19 protein-coding genes are annotated in these 19560 nt (G+C 65.4%); 8 read left to right on the top strand and 11 right to left on the bottom strand.

The annotated features are described in order from the left end of the window. Window positions 1–2: 2 nt before the first annotated feature. Entirely contained in the window at window positions 3–770 is a 768-nt protein-coding gene (locus PV760_RS14335; protein ID WP_082010115.1) for a LamB/YcsF family protein, read from the bottom strand. A gap of 109 nt (window positions 771–879) precedes the next feature. Between PV760_RS14335 and PV760_RS14330 the strand changes: the two genes are divergently transcribed. Further along, window positions 880–1578 (top strand): GntR family transcriptional regulator, encoded by a 699-nt coding sequence (locus tag PV760_RS14330; protein ID WP_018778438.1) that lies wholly within the window; start codon window positions 880–882, stop codon window positions 1576–1578. Here PV760_RS14330 and PV760_RS14325 read toward each other — a convergent pair whose 3' ends face one another. After that, a complete protein-coding gene (locus PV760_RS14325; RefSeq protein WP_354628092.1) occupies window positions 1579–2304 on the bottom strand; it encodes a LysR family transcriptional regulator substrate-binding protein in 726 nt (241 codons plus the stop codon). Between the two features lie 33 nt (window positions 2305–2337). Between PV760_RS14325 and PV760_RS14320 the strand changes: the two genes are divergently transcribed. Further along, complete coding sequence (locus tag PV760_RS14320; RefSeq protein WP_018778440.1) at window positions 2338–2787, top strand: DUF5997 family protein; 450 nt, start codon at window positions 2338–2340, stop codon at window positions 2785–2787. Between the two features lie 57 nt (window positions 2788–2844). Here PV760_RS14320 and PV760_RS14315 read toward each other — a convergent pair whose 3' ends face one another. Then, window positions 2845–3225, bottom strand: a complete 381-nt coding sequence (locus tag PV760_RS14315) for a VOC family protein (protein ID WP_354628091.1) — start codon at window positions 3223–3225, stop codon at window positions 2845–2847. A gap of 102 nt (window positions 3226–3327) precedes the next feature. Here PV760_RS14315 and PV760_RS14310 point away from each other — a divergent pair, with 102 nt between their 5' ends. The 4 genes from PV760_RS14310 (at window position 3328) to PV760_RS14295 (ending at window position 6999) form a co-directional block, all read left to right on the top strand. After that, on the top strand, window positions 3328–3891 hold the full coding sequence (locus PV760_RS14310; protein ID WP_354628090.1) for a hypothetical protein: 564 nt from the start codon (window positions 3328–3330) through the stop codon (window positions 3889–3891). Window positions 3892–4002: 111 nt separating this feature from the next. Continuing rightward, window positions 4003–5121: a FecCD family ABC transporter permease gene (locus PV760_RS14305; RefSeq protein WP_110504821.1), complete on the top strand. Its 1119-nt coding sequence runs from the start codon at window positions 4003–4005 to the stop codon at window positions 5119–5121. Then, a complete protein-coding gene (locus PV760_RS14300; protein ID WP_110504820.1) occupies window positions 5118–5939 on the top strand; it encodes an ABC transporter ATP-binding protein in 822 nt (273 codons plus the stop codon). The genes PV760_RS14305 and PV760_RS14300 overlap by 4 nt, the downstream gene beginning before the upstream one ends. A 40-nt stretch (window positions 5940–5979) precedes the next feature. After that, window positions 5980–6999: an ABC transporter substrate-binding protein gene (locus PV760_RS14295; protein WP_354628089.1), complete on the top strand. Its 1020-nt coding sequence runs from the start codon at window positions 5980–5982 to the stop codon at window positions 6997–6999. Between the two features lie 47 nt (window positions 7000–7046). On the opposite strand, the gene PV760_RS14290 is transcribed toward PV760_RS14295, so the two are convergent. The 7 genes from PV760_RS14290 to amiA all read right to left on the bottom strand — a co-directional run bounded on the left by PV760_RS14290 (window position 7047) and on the right by amiA (window position 15000). Further along, window positions 7047–8708 (bottom strand): amino acid ABC transporter ATP-binding/permease protein, encoded by a 1662-nt coding sequence (locus PV760_RS14290; RefSeq protein WP_354628088.1) that lies wholly within the window; start codon window positions 8706–8708, stop codon window positions 7047–7049. Next, window positions 8705–10468: an ABC transporter ATP-binding protein/permease gene (locus PV760_RS14285; protein ID WP_354628087.1), complete on the bottom strand. Its 1764-nt coding sequence runs from the start codon at window positions 10466–10468 to the stop codon at window positions 8705–8707. Before PV760_RS14285 ends, PV760_RS14290 begins: the two co-directional genes overlap by 4 nt. Then, window positions 10455–11603 carry a nitroreductase family protein gene (locus tag PV760_RS14280; RefSeq protein WP_354628086.1) on the bottom strand — a complete coding sequence of 383 codons (1149 nt, stop codon included), beginning with the start codon at window positions 11601–11603 and terminating at the stop codon, window positions 10455–10457. The genes PV760_RS14285 and PV760_RS14280 overlap by 14 nt, the downstream gene beginning before the upstream one ends. Then, window positions 11603–12994, bottom strand: a complete 1392-nt coding sequence (locus tag PV760_RS14275; protein ID WP_354628085.1) for a YcaO-like family protein — start codon at window positions 12992–12994, stop codon at window positions 11603–11605. The genes PV760_RS14280 and PV760_RS14275 overlap by 1 nt, the downstream gene beginning before the upstream one ends. After that, the gene (locus PV760_RS14270) at window positions 12991–14100 is read right to left on the bottom strand and encodes a CocE/NonD family hydrolase (RefSeq protein WP_354628084.1); all 1110 of its coding nucleotides are present in this window, start codon (window positions 14098–14100) and stop codon (window positions 12991–12993) included. Before PV760_RS14270 ends, PV760_RS14275 begins: the two co-directional genes overlap by 4 nt. After that, window positions 14097–14825: a hypothetical protein gene (locus tag PV760_RS14265; protein ID WP_306878361.1), complete on the bottom strand. Its 729-nt coding sequence runs from the start codon at window positions 14823–14825 to the stop codon at window positions 14097–14099. Before PV760_RS14265 ends, PV760_RS14270 begins: the two co-directional genes overlap by 4 nt. 73 nt (window positions 14826–14898) lie before the next feature. Beyond that, on the bottom strand, window positions 14899–15000 hold the full coding sequence (gene amiA / locus PV760_RS14260; RefSeq protein WP_242703463.1) for a streptamidine family RiPP: 102 nt from the start codon (window positions 14998–15000) through the stop codon (window positions 14899–14901). A 104-nt stretch (window positions 15001–15104) separates the two neighbouring features. Here amiA and PV760_RS14255 point away from each other — a divergent pair, with 104 nt between their 5' ends. Beyond that, window positions 15105–16328 (top strand): YncE family protein, encoded by a 1224-nt coding sequence (locus tag PV760_RS14255; protein WP_110504811.1) that lies wholly within the window; start codon window positions 15105–15107, stop codon window positions 16326–16328. Continuing rightward, entirely contained in the window at window positions 16325–18055 is a 1731-nt protein-coding gene (locus PV760_RS14250) for a prolyl oligopeptidase family serine peptidase (protein WP_354628083.1), read from the top strand. The genes PV760_RS14255 and PV760_RS14250 overlap by 4 nt, the downstream gene beginning before the upstream one ends. On the opposite strand, the gene PV760_RS14245 is transcribed toward PV760_RS14250, so the two are convergent. Continuing rightward, window positions 18027–19538 carry an APC family permease gene (locus PV760_RS14245; protein ID WP_064722324.1) on the bottom strand — a complete coding sequence of 504 codons (1512 nt, stop codon included), beginning with the start codon at window positions 19536–19538 and terminating at the stop codon, window positions 18027–18029. The two genes, PV760_RS14250 and PV760_RS14245, sit on opposite strands and share 29 nt — an antisense overlap. Between the last annotated feature and the right edge of the window lie 22 nt (window positions 19539–19560).

Genomic DNA, 19560 nt, shown 5'->3' with positions numbered 1-19560 from the left:
GTTCAAACGGATGGGAGGAACGAGCCGACGGCTACGCCGGCCTCGCCCAGTACGGACTTCACCGCGGTAGCCATAGCAACGGCTCCCGGTGAGTCACCATGCACGCAGATGCTCTCTGCGCGGATCTTGAGGATGGAACCGTCGATTGCCTTGACCGACTGTTCGGTGGCCATACGCAGGACGTGTTCGGCCACTTCGGCCGGGTCATGCAGGACGGCACCCGGCTGGGAACGGGAAACGAGGGTTCCGTCCGGGTTGTAGGCGCGGTCCGCGAAGGCTTCGGAAACGCCCCGAAGGCCGGCTTCCTCAGCGATACGCAGGACTTCGGAGCCGGGAAGCCCAAGAATCGGGAGGTTGGGGTCCACCGATTTCACAGCTTCCACTACTGCCCGCGCCTGGGCTGTGTGCTTCACGATTGCGTTGTAGAGGCCACCATGGGGCTTGACGTATTCGACGCGCGCTCCCGTAGTGGCCGCCAGAGCCTGCAAGGCCCCGATCTGGTACACGACATCGTCCGCCAACTCCTTGGGATCGATATCCATGAAGCGGCGGCCGAAACCCGCGAGGTCGCGGTAGCCGACATGGGCACCAATCACGACGCCGGCCTTGACCGCCTTCGCGCAGGTGCTGCGGATGACGCTGGGGTCGCCGGCGTGGAATCCGCATGCAACGTTGGCACTGGAAACGGACTGGAACATGGCAGCGTCGTCCCCGAGTGTCCAGCGCCCGAAGGACTCGCCGACGTCGCTGTTCAGATCGATGGTTGCCATGGTGTGATCCCTGCCTCGTGATGTGCGTTACATCCAGCATGCACCAATCTGCTGGATTGTTCAACAATCCAGCGATCCGAATTTTCGGCAATCGTGTAATTTTGGAGTCATGGCCAGTGCAGATCAGGAATCAAGCGAACATGCTGGCTTCGACGGCGCGCGCGCCAGGATGCGCCTCAGGGTGCCGTCCGTGGCTGAGCGGGTCGCAGAGGAACTGCGCTATCAACTGGCCGAAGGCTTCCTTGTTCCGGGCGCCAAACTCACCGAAGCCACCATCGCAGAAGATCTGGGAGTCTCCAGGAACACCGTGCGCGAAGCGTTTGCCGAACTCGCCGGCGAGAGACTGCTCATCCGGCAGCCAAACAGGGGCGTATATGTGGCCACCCTTGAAGCCGGTGACATCCACGATGTCTACACCGTGCGCCGGGCCATCGAGGTCAGTTCCATTCGCGCAGGCGGCTCACCGGAGCGCGTCGCCGCCGTCAGGGCCGCCGTCGAAGAGGGAAAGCTGGCTGCGGCCGCCAATGACAATGAAGGTCTGGGCAGCGCCAACCAGCATTTCCACGGAGCGATCGTTGCCCTCGCGGAAAGCAACCGGCTGAACACGATCATGGCCCAGATCCTGGCCGAGATGCGGCTCTATTTCCACAAGGCCACCATGAACGCACATTTCTACAGTGACTGGCTCGCGGAAAACGAGCAGATCTGCGCTGCACTGGAAGCCGGCGAACTGGAACGTGCGGGCGACCTGCTCCTGGCCTATCTCAACCGTTCGGAACAGCAGCAGGCTGCCATCCACGGCGAATAGTCAGCGCTTGCCCTTCTTGCGCGAACCCTTGCCCCGGCCCTTGTCAGGATTGGGAGCGTAGCGCTGTGCGACGGCAGGCTTTTTGGGGCCCCCGCCACGACGATCAGGCTTGGGTGCTTTCTTGGGCTTTTCCTGTTGGGCGGATGGTTGGCGCGAGCTCTGGGCCGTCCTGCCCCGCACGATTCCAATGAATTCCTCGATCACCGGCGAATCCGTTCCCACCGGCCACGCCAAGCCGATCTGTGTTCCGGGCGCACCCGTCAAACGCCGCATGACAGTGTCCTTGGCGTTCAAATGCCTGGCGACCGACATGGGCATGATCACCAGCCCGGCTCCGGAAGCAACCACCTGGAGGGCCATGTCCGGGCCACCCATTTCCCTTACGTCAAGGAAGTTTTCCTCCGCCAGGTCATCCAGCGCCACTTCCTCGAACACCGAGATTTCGTGGCCTTTGGGCGCCACGACCACCGGCTGCTCTTCATACAAAGGGATGACGTTCAGACCTTCGCGGTCCACGGGCAACCTGACAAAGCTGAGGTCCGCGGAACCGTCGCGCAGCACCGAAAGCTGCGCGTCGTCGTCGGACATGAACGCGTGCAGCGCGACATCCGGCATCCGTTCTTCCCACCTGCGGATCCACTTGCCGGGGGTAACGCCCGCCACGTAGGCGAAGCGAAGCCCGGGTTGGGACTCGGAGGTTTCGGCGGAATCTTCAGCATCTGGCACACACTCACAGTACCGGCCAGATACCCTTGAAGCATGACGTCCTCGAACTCCCAGTCCATGAAGCCGGCAACAGTCGCCAAGAAACTCGGCATCTACCTGCCCGCGACACCCCAGGAATTCCAGGATTCGTCCATCACCCGCGAGGAATTCGCCGAACTCCAGGCAAACCCGCCGGAGTGGCTCGCCGAACTCCGCCGCAACGGCCCGCACCCGCGTCCCGTCGTGGCACAGAAACTCAACGTCTCCATCAGCGGCCTGGCCCGCGGCGGCGTTGAAGATGCACTCACGACGGCGGAAATCACCGAGCTGCTGCAGGCTCCCCCGCAGTGGCTGGTCACCGAGCGTGCCACCCACGCCGCTGTCCGCTCCGAGGCACAGCGTGTGAAGGAAGAGGCTGCCAGGAAGGCCGCCACCAAGGAAGCCCGGGACAACGCCGCCGCAAAGCGCGACGCTCCCAAGACGTCCAAGCGCGACCACGCGTAAGTGTTCTGAAAGGTGCGGCCGGGGACCGGTGGTCTCCGGCCGCAACTCTTTTAAGCGCTAGTCCTGGTGGAGCTGGACGAAGTTGCCGCAACCGTCGTCGAAAACTGCGCTGATTCCTGACGGATCCTCGGCCGGCTCGCCCTTGAAAGTCACGCCTGCAGCCAGCAGGCGTTGGTACTCGGCCTGGACATCCGGAACGCCCAGGACAACAGCGGGCATCCCGGCTTCGTAGACGGCGTTCATGTAGTTCGCGCCGATCGGGTTGTCGCTGGGTTCCAGCAGCAGCCCGGTTGCATTGTTGTCCGCTCCGGGATTCTTGATAATGAAGAGGTTGTACTCGGGCATGGCCATCAGGGTCTCAAACCCCAGCGTCTCCGTGTAGAACGAGTGAGCTACTGCCGGGTCCTTGACGTGGATGCTGCACATTTTCAGTCTCATGGTGCCAAGGCTACGCCGGGGGTACGACAGTTGACCCCTCGCGTCCACTCACGCGCTGGCGCATACTGAATCAATAGCAGCGAAGTCGCCTGGAGGTGTCCGATGCCCGCCATGATGCTCCTGTGGGGCGTTGCCCTGGTTCTTGCAACTGCGGCAACCACGTACGTCTTGCATAAGAAACTCACGCATGGACGTGGCCCGGAGCCGGACGGGCTTTTTTGGGACGTGTTCGCCGGGCTCGTGGTCATAATGCCCGCTGTTTTGGTGCCGTCAGTGCAGTGGCCGCCAGCCGGGGTCATCATGGTTTTCGTGTGCTTTGCAACCGCTGCGACCACCTTCGCCGGCGCCCGCAAAGTGGAGCGCATCCACGCCGCCGAGCCCCGCCGTCGTGCCGGGTTTGCTGACGATGCCGCCCTCCATGCCCACATCCTTGCCCAGTGGCGCCGCTACGAACTGGACCCCGCGCAGGCCATCGATTTTCCGGCCATGACGGACGTTCGGACTGCGGAAACGGCGGCACTCACCAGGGCCATGCGGGAAGCCGAGTACTGCCGGGTGACTGCCGGCACCGACTATCGCGCCGCCGTCGAGCGCCTGGCCGAAGCCCTCGCCGCCGCCGAACTCGCCGCGGGCGTTGCCGCGGCTGGTTCACCCGCGCCCAGGTGACATCCAATAGCAATCCCACCCAACAACACGGGCACTGAATACCAACTCTGCACGAGACATATGCGAATCATTCTCATTTAAGATAGTGTCGGGGCGTGATTGGACACCTCCATGACCGCTGACCTCGAACGCCCAGTCAGTGGCAACCGCCCCGCCCCAGCAGCCAGCCCCGCCCGCCCACGCAGGTCAGCGCTTGAACGATTGCTGACACCCCTGCTGGTACTCGGAATCGTGGTGCTCCTGGTGGTCTCGGGCAGCACCGGGCCACTGCAAACAACGTTCCTTGAATCGCTGCAGATCATGGCCGGACACCTGATCCCTGGCCTGCCATGGATGTCCGACGGCTCACTCACCGTTTCCCAGGACCAGGCCGTGTGGAGCTTCCGGCTCCCCCGCGCGCTCCTGGCCGGCATTGCCGGAGCCAGCCTGGCGCTGGCCGGGGCCCTCCTCCAGGCGAACGTCCGCAACCCACTTGCCGAGCCCTACATACTGGGCGTTTCAGCCGGGGCGGGAGTGGGGGCCGTTCTGGCCATCGTGGCAGGCTCGACGGCGGTTGGCGGGCTTGGCTTGAATGCGTCGGCTTTCGCGGGAGCTGCGGCCGCGACGGCCCTGGTGTACTTGCTCGCGAAACAGGACGGGGTGATTGCACCCTCCCGGCTCATCCTGGCGGGCGTGGCGTTGGGCTCACTCCTTTCCGCAATTACCAACTTCCTGACCATCACCACCGATGCCCAGAACGTCTACAGTGTGCTGTTTTTCCTGTTGGGCAGCGTTTCCGCAGCCACGTATCCGCAACTGCTGCCGCCGGGCGTGGCACTCGTGGCCATCAGCGTCTTCGCCATGTTCCGATCCCGCGCGCTCAACGCCTTCCTGGCCGGTGACGAAACAGCCACGGCCCTGGGCGTCAATGTGGAATCACTGCGTCGGACACTCTTGCTGGCCACGGCGTTGCTGACTGCAACTACGGTTGCCGTCTGCGGCGGCATCGGATTCGTTGGTTTGGTGGTGCCGCACGCAGCGCGCATGCTGGTGGGCTCAGATCACCGCCGCATGCTGCCCGTCACCATCTTTGGCGGGGCCCTTTTCCTCATGCTCACTGACCTGCTGGCCCGCACGGTGGCGCAACCGGCCGAGATTCCCTTGGGCATCCTCACCGCTACCGTCGGAGCACCCTTCTTCCTGTGGCTCATGCGTGGCAACGGCGCCGTACGGGGTGGCATCAAGCGATGAAAGTGGAATTCCTCAACGTCAGCATCGCCCTTGGCGGCACCCCCGTGGTTCACGACGTCACTTTTACTGCACCCAGCGGCTCCGTGGTTGGCATTCTGGGCCCCAACGGATGCGGCAAATCCACACTTCTGCGTGCCCTGTACCGGGTGAACAAGCCAACCTCGGGGACCGTCACCGTAGGCGGCCAGGATGTCCGCGCCCTCAACTCCCGGCAGGCTGCGCTCCGTGTGGCCGTGATGGCCCAGGAATCCAGCCAGGACTTTCCCATGACAGCCCGCGAGGTTGTGATGCTGGGCCGAGCCCCGCATCAGCGCGGATTCGGTGCCGATTCGGACCGGGACCACCACCTCGTCCACCAAGCAATGCTCGACGTCGGAGCCTCCTCCCTGACGGACCGTTACTTTGCGGGGTTGTCCGGCGGGGAAAAGCAGCGGGTCCTCCTGGCGCGGGCACTCGTTCAGGAAGCACCGGTCCTGGTCCTGGATGAACCTACCAACCACCTCGATGTCGCCTTCCAATTGGAGCTGATGCATCTGGTCACTTCGCGGGGAAGGACTGTGCTTGCGGCCCTGCATGACATGAACCTCGCGGCGGAATTCTGTGACCAGGTGGCAGTGCTGCAGTCCGGGCGGCTGCAGGCTTTCGGGCCGCCGTCAACACTGCTGGACCCTCAACTGATCCGCGGCTGCTTCGGTGTTGAATCCCGGACGCTGGAGCATCCTTTGACCGGTCGGGCGCTGATCGCCATCGCAGCGAAGACGCCGGAACAGGCGCCCCCACCCAGCCAGGACGCGGAGTTCTCCACCGCCGGCCATTGAACCCACCCATCTCCCGATACAACCAACTGGAGGCACACCCATGAAGAAATCCACCCTGCGCAAAACCACTGCAGTCCTGAGCGTGATGACACTCAGCGGAATGCTGCTGTCCGGCTGCGGTCATGCAGTCAGCCAAACACCCGCCAAGGAAAACGCCGGTGTCGCTGCGCAGCCCGCCGGATCAATCGAGAACTGCGGCCGCACTCTGACCTTCGCCTCCGTTCCCCAGCGGGTGGTGGCCATGACTCCCGGACAGTCCGAGCTCTTGGTGAAGCTGGGCGCCGCGGACAAGGTAGTGGCCGAGGCACAGACCAAAGGCAGCGAGCTGCTGCCGGAACTGAAGGAGCGCGGTAACGTGCAGCAGCTGAGCGATCAGATGCCGCCGTCGCGCGAAGTCCTGCTGGGCGCCAACCCCGATTTCGTGTACTCCCCCACAGCATATGAATTCACTGCCGAGCAGGGCTTTGCGAGCATCGAACAACTCAAAGCCGCAGGGGCTGAGTCCTACATAGCAACAGCGGGCTGCATGGAACGACGGAGCAAGGCCGAGGTCAAGGACATTCTCACGGATATCGAGAACATCGGCGCTGTAGTTGGCGCGGGTGAGCGTACGTCAGCCGTTAGGACGGAAGCAGCTGAGGTGCTGGCTTCGGTTGAGTCAAAGGTGGAAGGCAAGGAGAAGCCCACCGTGGTGGAGCTGTTTGTTGAAGGGAACTCCATTGCGGCCATCGGGGCAGGGATCGAGTACGACATGATCAAGACTGCCGGTGGCGAGAACCTCTTCAGCCCGTCCGATGAAGCCTTCGCCAAGTTCTTCTCTGCCATGATCTCCCCTGAGACGCTGGTGCAGAAGAACCCCGAGGTCATCGTATTCACCACCTTGGACAAGGCCCACGAGGACGCCACCCGCACCTTCCTTCAGGAGAAATTCCCTGAGGTAGACGCCGTGAAGAACCAGCGATTGGTGGCCATCGATTCCGCTGACGTCATGCCCGGAACCTGGGGCAACCTCCGCGCCGTAGAGCAGATCGCCAAGGGCCTCCACCCCGACGCGTTCTAAACCCTCCAAAACCCCCGCCCGAGGGGACGGGCGGGGGAAGAGGGACGCTAGTCCAGCTCCACCCGTCGGTGACATGCGGCCAGGGTTGACTCCCTGTGGGACACCGTGATCACCGTGGTGTCGCCGGCGATCGCAGCAACAGCCTCCACCAGGGCACGCTCCGAGGCAGGATCCAGGCTGGCTGTGGTTTCATCCAGCACCAGGATCCTGGGCTTGATCAGCAGGGCCCTCGCCAAGCAGAAGCGGGCACGCTCGCCACCGGACAGGCTCACCCCTTGCTCGCCGATCACGGTATCGACGCCATCCGCCCATCGTTCGCCGGTGAGCGGAAGCCCGGCCAGGTCCAAGGCTGACAGGACGTCGGCTTCAGTTGCCGCGGGGCGGGCCAAGCGCATGTTGTCCATGACAGAACCGTGGAAAACCGGGGCGTCCTGCTCCACCAAGGTGACCATGCGCCGGAACGACGCCTCGTCCACCGCCCAAGCGTCCACGGACTCCCCGCTGGGCGACACCAAGGCGATACTCCCCGCATCCGGCACCCACAGGCGCAACATCAGCCGGGCCAGTGTGGTCTTTCCTGCACCGGAGGGGCCACTGATCCCCACATGCTCGCCGGGCGCCACCGACAGGGACGTCGAGCGCAAAGCCGGCGCGCCGTCGTCGTAGGTGAACTGCAGGTTCCGGACCTCCAGACCCAGCGGCCCCTTGGGGCTGAACTCAACGATGGGGCCCGAAACCATTGCGGCCGAGGGCAGGCTGATGCCCTCCCCAACGCGCCGGGCACTGGCACGGTGCGGCTGGAGCTGGGTTACCGTGGCAACGCCCTCGGCCACCGGAGCCAGGAGGGTCAAAGTGCCGGCCACCAAGGCGGGCAGCCACACAGGATCCAGCCCGGGTTGTGAGATGGCAGCAAGGAAGACCGCCACCACGGTTCCCAGGACACACAACTCGCGCAAGGACGCTGCCATCGCAAGGAAAGAGTTGAGCCTGCGCTGGCCGGCATCCACTGCCAGGCTCTGGTCCTCCAGTTGGCGTTGCGCGTGCTCCCGCAGTCCGAATCCCAGGATCTCGCGGGTGCCGGCCAGCAGGTCCACGGCGAGTACCGACACCCCGGACCTGGCCTCCTGCACCCTCACACCCAACTCGGCGCCCCGGCGCAATCCCGGCAGTGTCACCGCTACCAGCGCCACGAACCCCAGCAGCAAGGCCCCGGCCAGGCCCGGCCCCAACGGCCACACCACAGCTACCCCGGCCACGAACAGCACTGCGGAGCCAGCCAGCTGGGCAACCGTGTGGGCGTAGAAGAACTCCAGCTTTTCAACATCGCCCATGGCCGTGGCGGCGAGTTTTCCAGTGTGCTGGTCCGGCTTGCGGGAAGGGACACCGCGCGCGAAACCGTCAAAGAGTGCCATGCGCAGCGCGGCCAGGATCCGGTACGCAATGCTGTGCGAGATATCCATCTCATGCCACGTCAGCACCGCCCTGAGCACCACGGCCACCACCCCGACAACCCACCATTCGGCGGCTGCGGACTCCTGCCTCATCACAGCCAGCGCCACAACGTAGGAACCCACAACCGCCAGGACAATCAGCGCCAGATTGTTCAGGACGCCCACAACGGCGGTCCAGACTATCCCTGCCCACTCGCCGGACATGTGCGGAACCAGGCCCAGGAGCGGGTTGCGGGGTGTGCGTGTGGTGAGGCTCATGACGTGGCTGCTTCCTGTTGCTGTGTTTGGAGTTGGCCTTGTGCCAGGCGGAGTACGGTGTCAGCCGCAGCGAGGGCTTCGGGCCGGTGGGCGATCATGAGCACAATCCGGCGTCCGGATTCGCGGCGAAGCCCCTCCAACACCCGCCCAGCGAGCTCGGTGTTGAGGGCGGACGTTGGCTCGTCCAGCAGAAGAACCGGCCTGTCCACCAGGAGTGCCCGTGCAATCGAAAGCCGCTGGAGCTGGCCTCCCGAGACGGATCCGCCCCCTTCGGACAGCACAGTGTCCAGGCCTTGGGGCCACTGCCATAGTTCTTCCGCCAGGCCGGCAATCTCCACGACGCGCTGGATTTCCTCCTCCGTGGCAGCAGGCGCCACCACCCGGAAGTTCTCCCGGATGGTCCCGGGAAAGAGGTAGCTGCGTTGTGAGACCACGCTGACGTCACTGGGCCTGAGTGGTTGACCGTCCAGACGAATATGTCCGTCCCCCGCTGGGAGGAACCCCAGCAGAAGGTCGAACAACGTGCTCTTCCCCGCCCCTGACACCCCCGCCAGCGCGGTGAGGCCGCCGGGCTGGATCTCCGCCGACGCATCCCGCAGAACCCAGGGGTCCGCAGCTGAGTATCGGAAGCTCACGTTGTGCAGCGTGAGACCACCGGGAGGCACGACGCCGGGACGCACCCCAGGCGCGGAAAGGGAACCAGGCGCGGAAAGGGAACCAGGCGCGAAACGCACCTGGGCTTCGCCCGCCGGCGTACGGCCACCGCGGGTGTCCGCGCCTCCCGCTGCGTCAATGCTCCCCAGAGCCGAGAGCCCCAGATACCCGGCATGCCATTGGCGTGCCAGATCCCGCACAGGCCTGAAGACTTCCGACGAGAGCATCAGCAGGAAATACGTGGTCGCCGCACTCTCCGGTCCGGGCAGTGGCCCCTGCCCCAGCGCTGCGAATGTGGCTAGCGCGGCGGCGGCCAGCATCCCTGCCTGGATCCCGAAGTCCGCCAACGCTGTGTCCACCAGGGACGTGCGCATGGTGGAGACGGTTGCCCGGTGGAGCTCCTGCGACCTCTGATGGAGCCGCGCTCTTGTCCGGGGAACGGCGTGGAGGATCTTGAGGGTCCGCATCCCTTGAAGGGCCTCCAGGAAGTCGGCGCCAAGGGCCTCGTAACTGTCCCAGTGCTGCTGTCCGCGTTTCGCCAGGGTCTTACCCCAGAGCCTCGGCGCACCAACAGCCACGGCCACGGCAGTGGCCAGCGCAAGAGCCAACAAGGGATTCAGCCCCGCGATCCAGACAAGAAGCGCTGGCACCACTACCTGCAGTTGGAAAGCGTGGGGAATGTACTGGCTGATGTAGCTGTCCACTCCGTCCACACCTTCGCTCAGGGCCAGCCGCCGGGCTCCACCACGGTCCGAGGTATCCCTGAGCCGTTCGGGCTGGAGCAGGCTGTCGGCCAACTTTCGGCGTACCTGCAACCGCACCCCGGAGCCCAAGGAACCGGCCAGCCGGGCGTGGAACTGCTGGAGTACAAGGCGCCCCAGGCCACACGCGAGAACCCCTGCAAGGTACGGAACCAGCGGCCCGTACCTGCCGCCGTCGGGGTTTCCGGGAACCCGCACCAGAACCACCAGGGCCGCCAGGGCCTGGGCCAGGAACCACGCCTGCAACCAGTAGCTCGCCGTGGTGATGCAGAGCAGGGCTGTTACCCCAGCCAGTCGGCCGCGGTGCCCGGCCGTCATTTGGAAGAGCCTCTTATTGACCAGCATGCGCGGCCCTTTCGTGGTTTGCGGTGAGTGGTTTCCGGATTGCCATTCCCAGTCCATGGAGCGTTGTCCAGCCGCTGTGGGAGCCGGTCCAGCCACCTACCGGCCGAAATTCCAGGGGCAGGTCCGCCCCCAACGCGGTATAGAGGATGTGGGCGGCCAACGTGGCGGCCCACCACATGGCGGCCGGGGTTGGCGTGCCCGGGGTCTCGAAAACCACCAGGGCATCAAGGTTTCCTATCCAGCGCTGCCCGGCACATCGATCGGCCAGCTCCGGATCGCGGAGCGGCTCCGCGGACAGGATGCGGGCGCTGCAGGACGGAGGGGTTGGCTGCGGGAAGGAAAGGAGGGAACGCTCCAGGAGGTCCTCAGCCATCCGGCCCGCGCCGGCGGCCGGGCGGGCACGCAAACGGGAGAACTCACAGCTCCTGCGGGCAGCCAGCTGCACTTGCGAAACCCCGGCGATCCGGTCATGACGGCGCTGCAGGCACCTCTCCGCAGACACCCCCAGAGACACCGTGGCCAGCGCGAACTCCGGGACAGAGCCAGGCCAACGGACCGGTGCAACAACATCCCACCGGGCGTCCACACCTTGGGCGGCGGCATGGTGAACCAGGGCCACCGCCGCATAGGCAGCGTCCGCGATCAGCAGCGGACCCGCACGGTGGTAATACTTCGCCAGGGTGCGTTGCGGCAGCACGGTGAGCACGACGACGGCGCCCCGCGCGGGTGCCTGCGGACCCCCTTGAGGTGGGGTACCGTCGTCGTGGTTCCGCAGGCGAAGCAGGTCACCGCCGGTGCCACTAAAGCCGGAGCCGTTAAACACGTATGTTCCGGGAGGCACGTCGCAGCCTTCCCCGCAGAGGACCCGCAGTTGCACCGGGTAGCACCCGCCGGCCGACGGCACTGGGCGTTTGCGCACTTTGCCGGGCAGTCCCGTGGCGGGATTGGGGTGGAAGTCCTCGCTCCACCAGATGGCCCTGAGCATGGCGGACACTGGCAGCCCATCCTGCCTCGGGTGCTCAACCGTGCCGGGTACCGGGGCGCCTTGGGGACCGGGCGGCTGCTGGGGACCGGGAACCTCGTGGCTCCAGGCGCGGGCAAATCCAGAGGGAAGGAGCACGTGGGGTACGTCCATTACATGTGGGGAGGTGGGGTAAGGGTGAAGTCCTCCGGCAGTGCCGGCGCCGTTTCACGCCACCCGCGCTTCAAGGCCGCCGTGGTGAACCTGGGGCAGCCGAGATAGGCGAAAGCGGCCGGGGCGTTGGGAACCAGTCCCCCCACCACAGCGCGGACAACACTCAGGCCGGTCACCGCGACGTCGGGGGTGGTCAGTTCGCGGGTATACACGGTATGGCCGGCCGCTTCCAGCCGCCTGTAGAGCTCCGGCATGGACACGTCATCCACGGCAGCAACGTCCACCAGACCACCTGCGGGCTTGGTGAAGCGTTCCGCGAGGACGTGTGTCCGGGGATCAAGCCATACCTGTACATGCGCACCGAGGTCGCGGACTGCACCGAATCCGGGCCCCACGTCGTCCAGGTATTGACGGTCTTCGCGGTGTTCCAGGTACAGCCCCTTGGCCATGAGCCCTGCCTCGACTGCCTGGAAAACCCAACCATCGGCATCAGTGGCACCCTGGGAGTAGATCCAGGTGTGGACAGCCTCCAGGACTGCCTTGCGTGCCGCTTCAGCGGGATCGTTCTTGCAGGAGAACCCGGCGGCGTACAGCCCAGTGTCCGGGTCGAACACCAAGGCAGCCATGCAGGGGGCGAACTCACTGGGCATTTCCACCACCCAGTACTGCAACCGGCAACCGGCCATGTCGTCCACCAAGCCGGGAACACTCTCTGGCCTGATGCCGCGGGTGGGACCGTCCAAATGCCACCACAGTTCCAGGGCGTCGCGTTCGATGGTTTCCAGCACCGCCCTGTCCGTGGCATCAGCGCGGCCCTGGCCGGTGGCGATCCCCGCGTAGTTCAGATGATGGATCCGGGGAAGGTCACGGAAGCGCCGTTGCCGCCAGTTCAGGAGGGTGAGGCTCGCCGGAAGCCACACCTCAGAGCCGTCCGATTCCCGCCTGCACGCCGTCCACAGTGCTGGAGTGTCGGCGTCGAGGTTCCGGTAGGGAAATGCCGTCCGCTCCAGCTGCCAGTCCGCGAATCGCGGCAGTTGTTCAAGCCCGACGGCGGCCCGGCCTGACGCCGTCAGCTCACGGGCCGTCCCGGTGAAGTAGTGGTGGTCCGGGAGATCTGCGGGGATGAAGTTGCCGCAGTACCTTTCCATGCCTTCGGCGACGGCCGCGATCCAGGCTTGCCGGCTGTCGCCGAAGGTGGTACCCAGTGAGACGCGGTCGGCGGGCCAGTCACCCAGCCAGCGCGCGTTCGATACCTCCGCGGTCATGGACGTGTAGGCGGGTGGGGCGTTCTCCGGGGTGAGAACAGGACGGACCCTGCGGATGATGCCGGTCTGTTCGTCCACCAAGGTGTGCATGGGAAGCAGGCCCAGGGCTTCGGCTGTTGTGGTCATGATTCTCCGTGGTTGTTCAGGTGGTGCGGCAGCGTCCCGGGGGCGGCGGGCGCCCAGCGCCATGTGTGTGGTCGGTCGCCGGGTTCCCACTGCAGGACTGGCGGCCGCGGGTTTCCAAGGGGCTCGGGCCGGGCGCCGGGTGGATCCCAGTCGTTGGCAGCACCCAGAAAGTCCTTGATCCGGGCCATCAGGCCGCCCTGTTCGCGGAGTGCTGCGGCGGCTCCGGCGCCGAGGTCGTGGCCGAGTCGGTGTGCCCATGGTCCCCAGAGGGTTTCCACCAAAGTCCGCGGCGCCGCGCTGCCCCAGGCCCTCACCAGATCCGCAGCTTCGGCAACAAAGAAGTCCCGCTGCCCCGAAATCATCAGCAGCGGAGTGGCCAGCTGGCCATAAAGCCCGTGGAGATCGGTTGATGGGGCGTGCCAGAGCCGCCTCCAACCGGCAGCGGAACCCGGACCATACGTGGCGTCGTCCATGAGGTTGTGAATCGTCCAGTCCATCCCGCGTTCCTCAGCCTGCCGGTATATCCTCCGGAGCTCTGCGGCGGGTAACGGGTGGCCGGACTCCTTTCCGAAACCGTGCTGGTGCCACCAGCCAATCCTGTCCCGAAGGCGCGGTGTGCCATCGGGTTCCCTGGCCGTTTCATAGAGGCCAAGCGCCGGCACCATCGCCACCACGGCCAATGGCTTGGGTGCCGCTGCCTCCGGACGCCGTGTTTCCTCCGGAACCTGCGCCGCCTCCAAGACCCGGGCCGCTTCAACTGCACAGTGCGCGTCGTAGGAGGCTCCAGCCAAAATGAGGGGCCCGTTGAGCAATCCGTTGCCGGCGAGGTACTTGGCGGTTGCAGCCCCGTCAGGGCCCTCCTTGTCATAGGGATTCCATGTGCCGGCGGACCCGTAGCGCCCACGGACGTCCTGGACCACTACGTCGTATCCGGCGCGACACCATGCGTGGGCTTGATCCGCGTACTGGGTCCGTCCGTAGGGTGTCCGGATCAGGACCGTCCCTTGGACTTCCCCCTCCACTGGTGTGCGGTAGTGGTCTGCGGTAAGCCGAACGCCGTCGTCAGCGGTGATGTCCAGGTGCTCCAGCGCGGTGGCGGGTCTCATCGCAGCGGAGCCCGCAAGCCTTCGCCCAGGCTCGCGGGTTCCGGGAAGGGCAGAACGGGGTGTTCACTGTTTGCCAACGTCAGGGTGTCCAGCCGCCAGAGCGTGCGCCGGTGAGCGGCAAGTGACGGTGAATTCCTTTGCCAGGCGGTGATGATGGTGAGCAGCCTGGCCGTAAGCAGGTCCATGGCTATGCCCTGGAGAGCGAAGTCCGCGGCAGCAGCGGGGGTATCCAGCCAGGCCCGCAGTTCGGCGGCGGCCGGTGAGGCCGCGAGCCTGCGCCGGAGTACCTGCCACCCTGTTGGGTCTGCCGGTTCAAGAGACAGCGGATCTACGAAGACCAGGTCGCCTTCTCCGTAGAAGCGGAGCACGGCCGCACGGCCCGGCAGTGCGTCAAAGCGGTTCCGCTCGGCGGGCATGGTTGCCAGGTGGAGGAGGAGTCCTACGGAGCCGGGCTCCCGGTCGTCACCCACCGCCAGGTCCACCCCGGCCTCGTGGAACACGGGCAAGAGTGCGGCAGCAACGGGTTCGGGGGCTACCAGCCCGATGAGCTCCCTTCCGGGGAGGGGAAGCGCGCCAGCCTGGCGGCGTTGCAGCAGTTCATCGCTGACGCCTGTCGCCAGGTGTTGGCCACCGCCTGCCGAGGGCGGGAGATGGAAGAAGGCGCCGTCACCGCTGCGGATGGTTGATCTTCCCGCGACGTCAAAGCTGTCTATTGCGGTGCCCATGGTTCCTTCCGAAAGTTGCGGGGTGGAGCTAAGGGGGCGGGTGCGCCGGCGCACCCGCCCCCTGGCTTAGTGACTAGTCGAACGGGTTCTCGACCAGTGCATTCGAGTGCGTTGCCGACAGGTGTGCCAGCTGCTCGGTCTCTTCAACTTCAACCAGAACCGTGGTCTTTTCCATGGTTGGTCTCCTTTCGGTGGTGGTGGTTGCCTCCGCTGTTGCGGCGACAACGTCACACTATAGTTAATGAGAACCATTCTCAAATTAAATGAAAGGGAGAGCCAATGACCTCCGAAGTTTTGGTTGTAGCCGACCAAAAAGCGGGCAATGTACAGTTCCTGAATCCAGTCACCGGGGCAGTCCAGCACCGTTTGGACTCCGTGGTCTTGGCGGAGCACGCCGGGTTCCTGCCGCTGGGAGACGGACGATGCGCGTTCATTGATGACGCCGGAGGTGCCTTGGTCATTGCCGATGCATTCACCGACACCCCGCCCCGCACCATTCCCGTAGCCATTCCGGGTGAGCACCTGGCCTGCGACCCTTCGGGTCGCTTCGTTGCCGTCACCACGGGGCTTGGTGTCTCGTGGGAACCTTGGAGCGATCTCCTCACGGTTGTGGACTTGGAGTCCGACGGCGGACCCACCTCACGCCGCATCCGCACCAGGGCGGGGGAGCCTGGCGTTGTGGTGGGCGAAACGCCGGAGGGGCCCGCCGCCGTCGTCCGTCACCGTGAACCCGGCTGCATCGAATCCTTCAGCGTGGAGCGGATCCTGGCCGAGGGAGTGCACTGCCCGCCCCTGCAAGGGCTGCGGGCCGAGGCCTCGCCCGACGGTCACGGCGACGCCTTGGATCCCGTCACGGGCACCATGTTCGTGGCCACGGGCCGGGGCCTGGAACGCTTCGATGTCCGCAAGCCGCAGCCGGAGGCCCTTGACGTTATCGCTTGGGATGCACCCGGCCGCGCCTACTTCCTGCGCTTCTGCCCGCGGCGCCGTGTCCTGGTGGCTATCCTTCGCGACGGCGGCGGTGAGCCCAGAGGATGGGCCCAGTGGGGCAACACTTTGTGGGTGCACCACGTGGATACCGGGCTGACGCGGACCACGCCGCTGGGCCATGGGTTGGTCTTCCGCTTCGCACTGACTGCCAATGGCATCGCGACCGCCCGGGTCCATCCGGACGGCGACGAGCTTTCGGTGCACCACCTTGGACCATTGGAGGCAGGCCCGCCGGTGCTGCGGGGCACATGGCACCTCCCCCGCATGGACGGCGCCCCACGGCCCGGCCATGAACCCTGGGACAACGCCGAACGACGAGCCATTGCCGCCTCGCCGGCCTCGGAACTCGTCGCCGTGACCCGCGGTGGGCACGGCGAACTGCACGTCGTCGACACCTCAGCGGCCGGTAGCCCTCTGCGCACCATCACCTTGGGCAGCCCCTTACACGACGGCGGCCACCTCGCCTGGGTCTCTGCTGTGGACACGGTGCCGGGCGACACGGTAGGACGGTGAGCAGCATCGAGGAGGCCGTTCCGGGCATGGGGCTTCGGCCGCACTTCCGTTCCCTTCTGGAACGCTGGGACTCCACACCCCGCCAAGGGCTCCCACAGTTCGCCGGCGGACAGGCTGCTTTTCTTTGGCGCGGGCCAGACGAAGCGTTTGCGTCCCTGTACCTGGCAGCCGAGGCCGGGCTTCGGGAGGCTTGGAATGTTCGCCGGGCGCATCTGGAGGTGGCCGCGCCGCCCGGTGTCCGGCTCCCCACACCACCGGGCACCATCGTCCGCGGATTCACCATCTCCCCTGACGGAACGCGCGTCGCAGCCTTGCTGAGCGCCTCCGCCAGTGAACTAGCGGAGCCCTGGATACTCGCTGCCGGGGCCCAGCCCGTCCACATCCCAGGGCCGACGGCCTGGTACGCTGCGCCGGTTTGGGAGCCGGACGGGGGCGGGATCTGGGTCCTGACCGGCAAACCACCCTGCCAGCAGATCATCCGCTGCCCGCTCGGCTCAGGGCAGATGCAGCAGCTCCCGCTTCCGGCGGAACTTGGCAACACCGCGGGCAGCCGTCTCGCGCTGGCACGCGTCGGAGAGCACCTTCGGCTCGCGGCGAAGAACCCAAGGACCGGCACCAAAGAGTGGGAGTTGAAATCCGGGGCCTGGGATACCGTGGCTCCGTCCGCACAAGCCGGTCGTGTGGAACTGGTCTCCGACCAACACGGCACGACGGCCACGCTGGATGGCCGTCCGGCCTACCGTTTATCCCCCGCGGAATACGTGTCAGCGTTCGCCGTCCAACCCCGTGCCGATGCCACCGACCTTTGGATCCAGACGGCCTCCCCGGAACGCCCATCGGGGGTCTTCTGCGTGGATGAACCGGTGCGCTTGAGCAACAGCTCCAGTGACTCCAGCAGCCGGATAGTCCACCGGAAAGTCACCGCGGTGGCGAGCGACGGCGTCGGCATCCCCGTGATCATCTCCGCACGGGCGTCAGACCTTGGTCCTGACGGCCTCCCGGTGCAGCCGCTGCCCCTGATTCTCACGTGCTACGGCGGTTTCGGCGTCACACACAGGACCGAGGCCGAACCCAGCGTTCCGGCATGGCTGGAGAGCGGCGGGGTGTACGTGGCTGCGCAACTACGCGGCGGGGGCGAGCTGGGAGAGGATTGGCACCAGGCAGGCCGTGGGAAACGGAAGATGCGGACAATCCTGGACCTCATCGACGTGGCCGGTTACCTCGTCGATACCCGGTGGACCACGCCCGCCCAGACCGTGCCTTTCGGGGCCTCGCATGGTGGCCTCGTGGTCACGGCTGCGGCGTTCCTGTCCCCCGCCTCATTCGGCGGAGTGGTGGCCGTAGCTCCATTGCTGGACACCGTGGACCTTCACCGCCATGGTTTGGGGAAGCAATGGCTGCACGAGTTTGGCGCCGATGGGGAGTGCTCTGATCACGATCGGGCGGCCTATTCCCCGGTTCACTTGCTGCGCAGACTCGGCTCCGCCGCGCTTCCGCCCCTGCTGTGCTGCCTCATGGGGCGGGACGAACGCGTGGACAACAGTGCCGCCGTCGATGTTGTTACCGGAATCCGCGAACGCGGGGACCGGGCCTGGCTGCTCCACGAGGACCGCGGCAGTCACGGCCAGCGTGCAGCGCCGGACGTGCTGGACTTCTCCGCCGCCGTACTCGCGTTCGCTGCATCCATTTCCCGCGAAGTCAGGCCCGGGTCAGGACCTTGCCCTTGAAGAACCCGGGCCGCAGCCGATACATCACCAGCATCACCACAACGCCCAGCAGGATCACACCCATCCCCAGCACAAACACCAGGCCTACCCCGCCAACGGACGAGCCCGAGCCATACGCGGGATCCATCGAGTCCATGGCCGTCTTCACGAACATCACCAGCAGGATCACCCCGCCCAGCAACGGTGCCAGGAACTTGAAGAAGAATGCCCGGACACCGCTGAAGGCTGAAGCGCGGAAGAACCAAACACAGGCCAGAGCTGTAATGCCGTAGTAGAAGCAGATCATCATGCCCAGGGCGGTGATGGTGTCCCACAGGGCATTCTCGGACACAGTCCGGGTGATCACGTAGAACGCAGCTGCCGCGATGGCCGCGGCGATAGTGGCAAAGCTCGGCGACTTGAACGTGGGACTGATCCGCCCAAAGCGGGGCGAAATGGCGCGGTAGTGGCCCATGGCCAGCATGGTGCGGGCCGGTGAGACGAAGGTCGACTGCAAGGACGCGGCGGAACTGCTCAGGATGGCCAAGGACATGAGGATCGCGAACGGACCCATCACCGGACCCGCCAGAACCGCGAAGATGCTGGATTGGTTCTCCGGGTTGCCGGCGCCCAGGCCGGTCTCGCCGACGCCCGCGAAGGACAAGGTAGCCAGTGCGACGGTCATGTAGATGATCACGATGACCAGCACGGTGATGGTTGCCGCACGGCCGGGCGTCTTTTCCGGATTCTTCGTCTCCTCATTCATGGTCAGAGTGACGTCCCAGCCCCAGTAAATGAAGATCGAGAGCGAGACACCTGCAGCGAATGACGAGAACGAATCGACGGCGAACGGGTTGAACCAGTCAGGCGAAATGGCAGTGGCATCGAAGGCCGTGCCGTTGGCTACATGCACGAACGCCGAGACCGCGAACCATCCCAGGACCAGCAACTGGAAGGCCACCAGCACGTATTGGACGCCCTTGGTGGTTTCCATGCCGCGGTACGAAATCCAACAAGCCAGCGCAATGAAAACCAGTGTGGTGGCAATGTTCAGCGGCAGGATTTTGCTGAGCTCGCCCAGCTCCGGGTTGCTGAAGATCTGCCCGAGCATCAGGTAGAAGAAGTCCACGGCAACGGCCGCCAGATTGGACAGCACAATGATGGTGGCCGCGATCAGTCCCCAGCCGCCCATCCATCCGATCCACGGACCAAACGCCCGCGTTGCCCACGTGAAGGAGGTGCCGGCGTCGGGCATGGCGTTGTTCAGTTCGCGGTAGCCGAGCGCCACCAGCAGCATGGGGATGAAGCCCACAAGGAAGATGGCCGGCAGGTGCACGCCTACCTCAGACACGGTGGGCCCCAGGGCGGCGGTCAGCGTGTACGCGGGAGCGATGCAGGAAACGCCGATCACGACGGCGCCAATCAGGCCCACCGATCCGGCTTTCAGTCCCTTTTCACTCAGGGTTGATTCTTTCGACTGGACCGTCTTTGGTGCAGTAGACATGGGTATTGCCTCTCAGGCGATT

The organism is Paenarthrobacter sp. CC6, assembly GCF_040560085.1.
Classification (GTDB): domain Bacteria; phylum Actinomycetota; class Actinomycetes; order Actinomycetales; family Micrococcaceae; genus Arthrobacter; species Arthrobacter nicotinovorans.
This window is presented reverse-complemented; position numbering and strand designations above follow the sequence as displayed.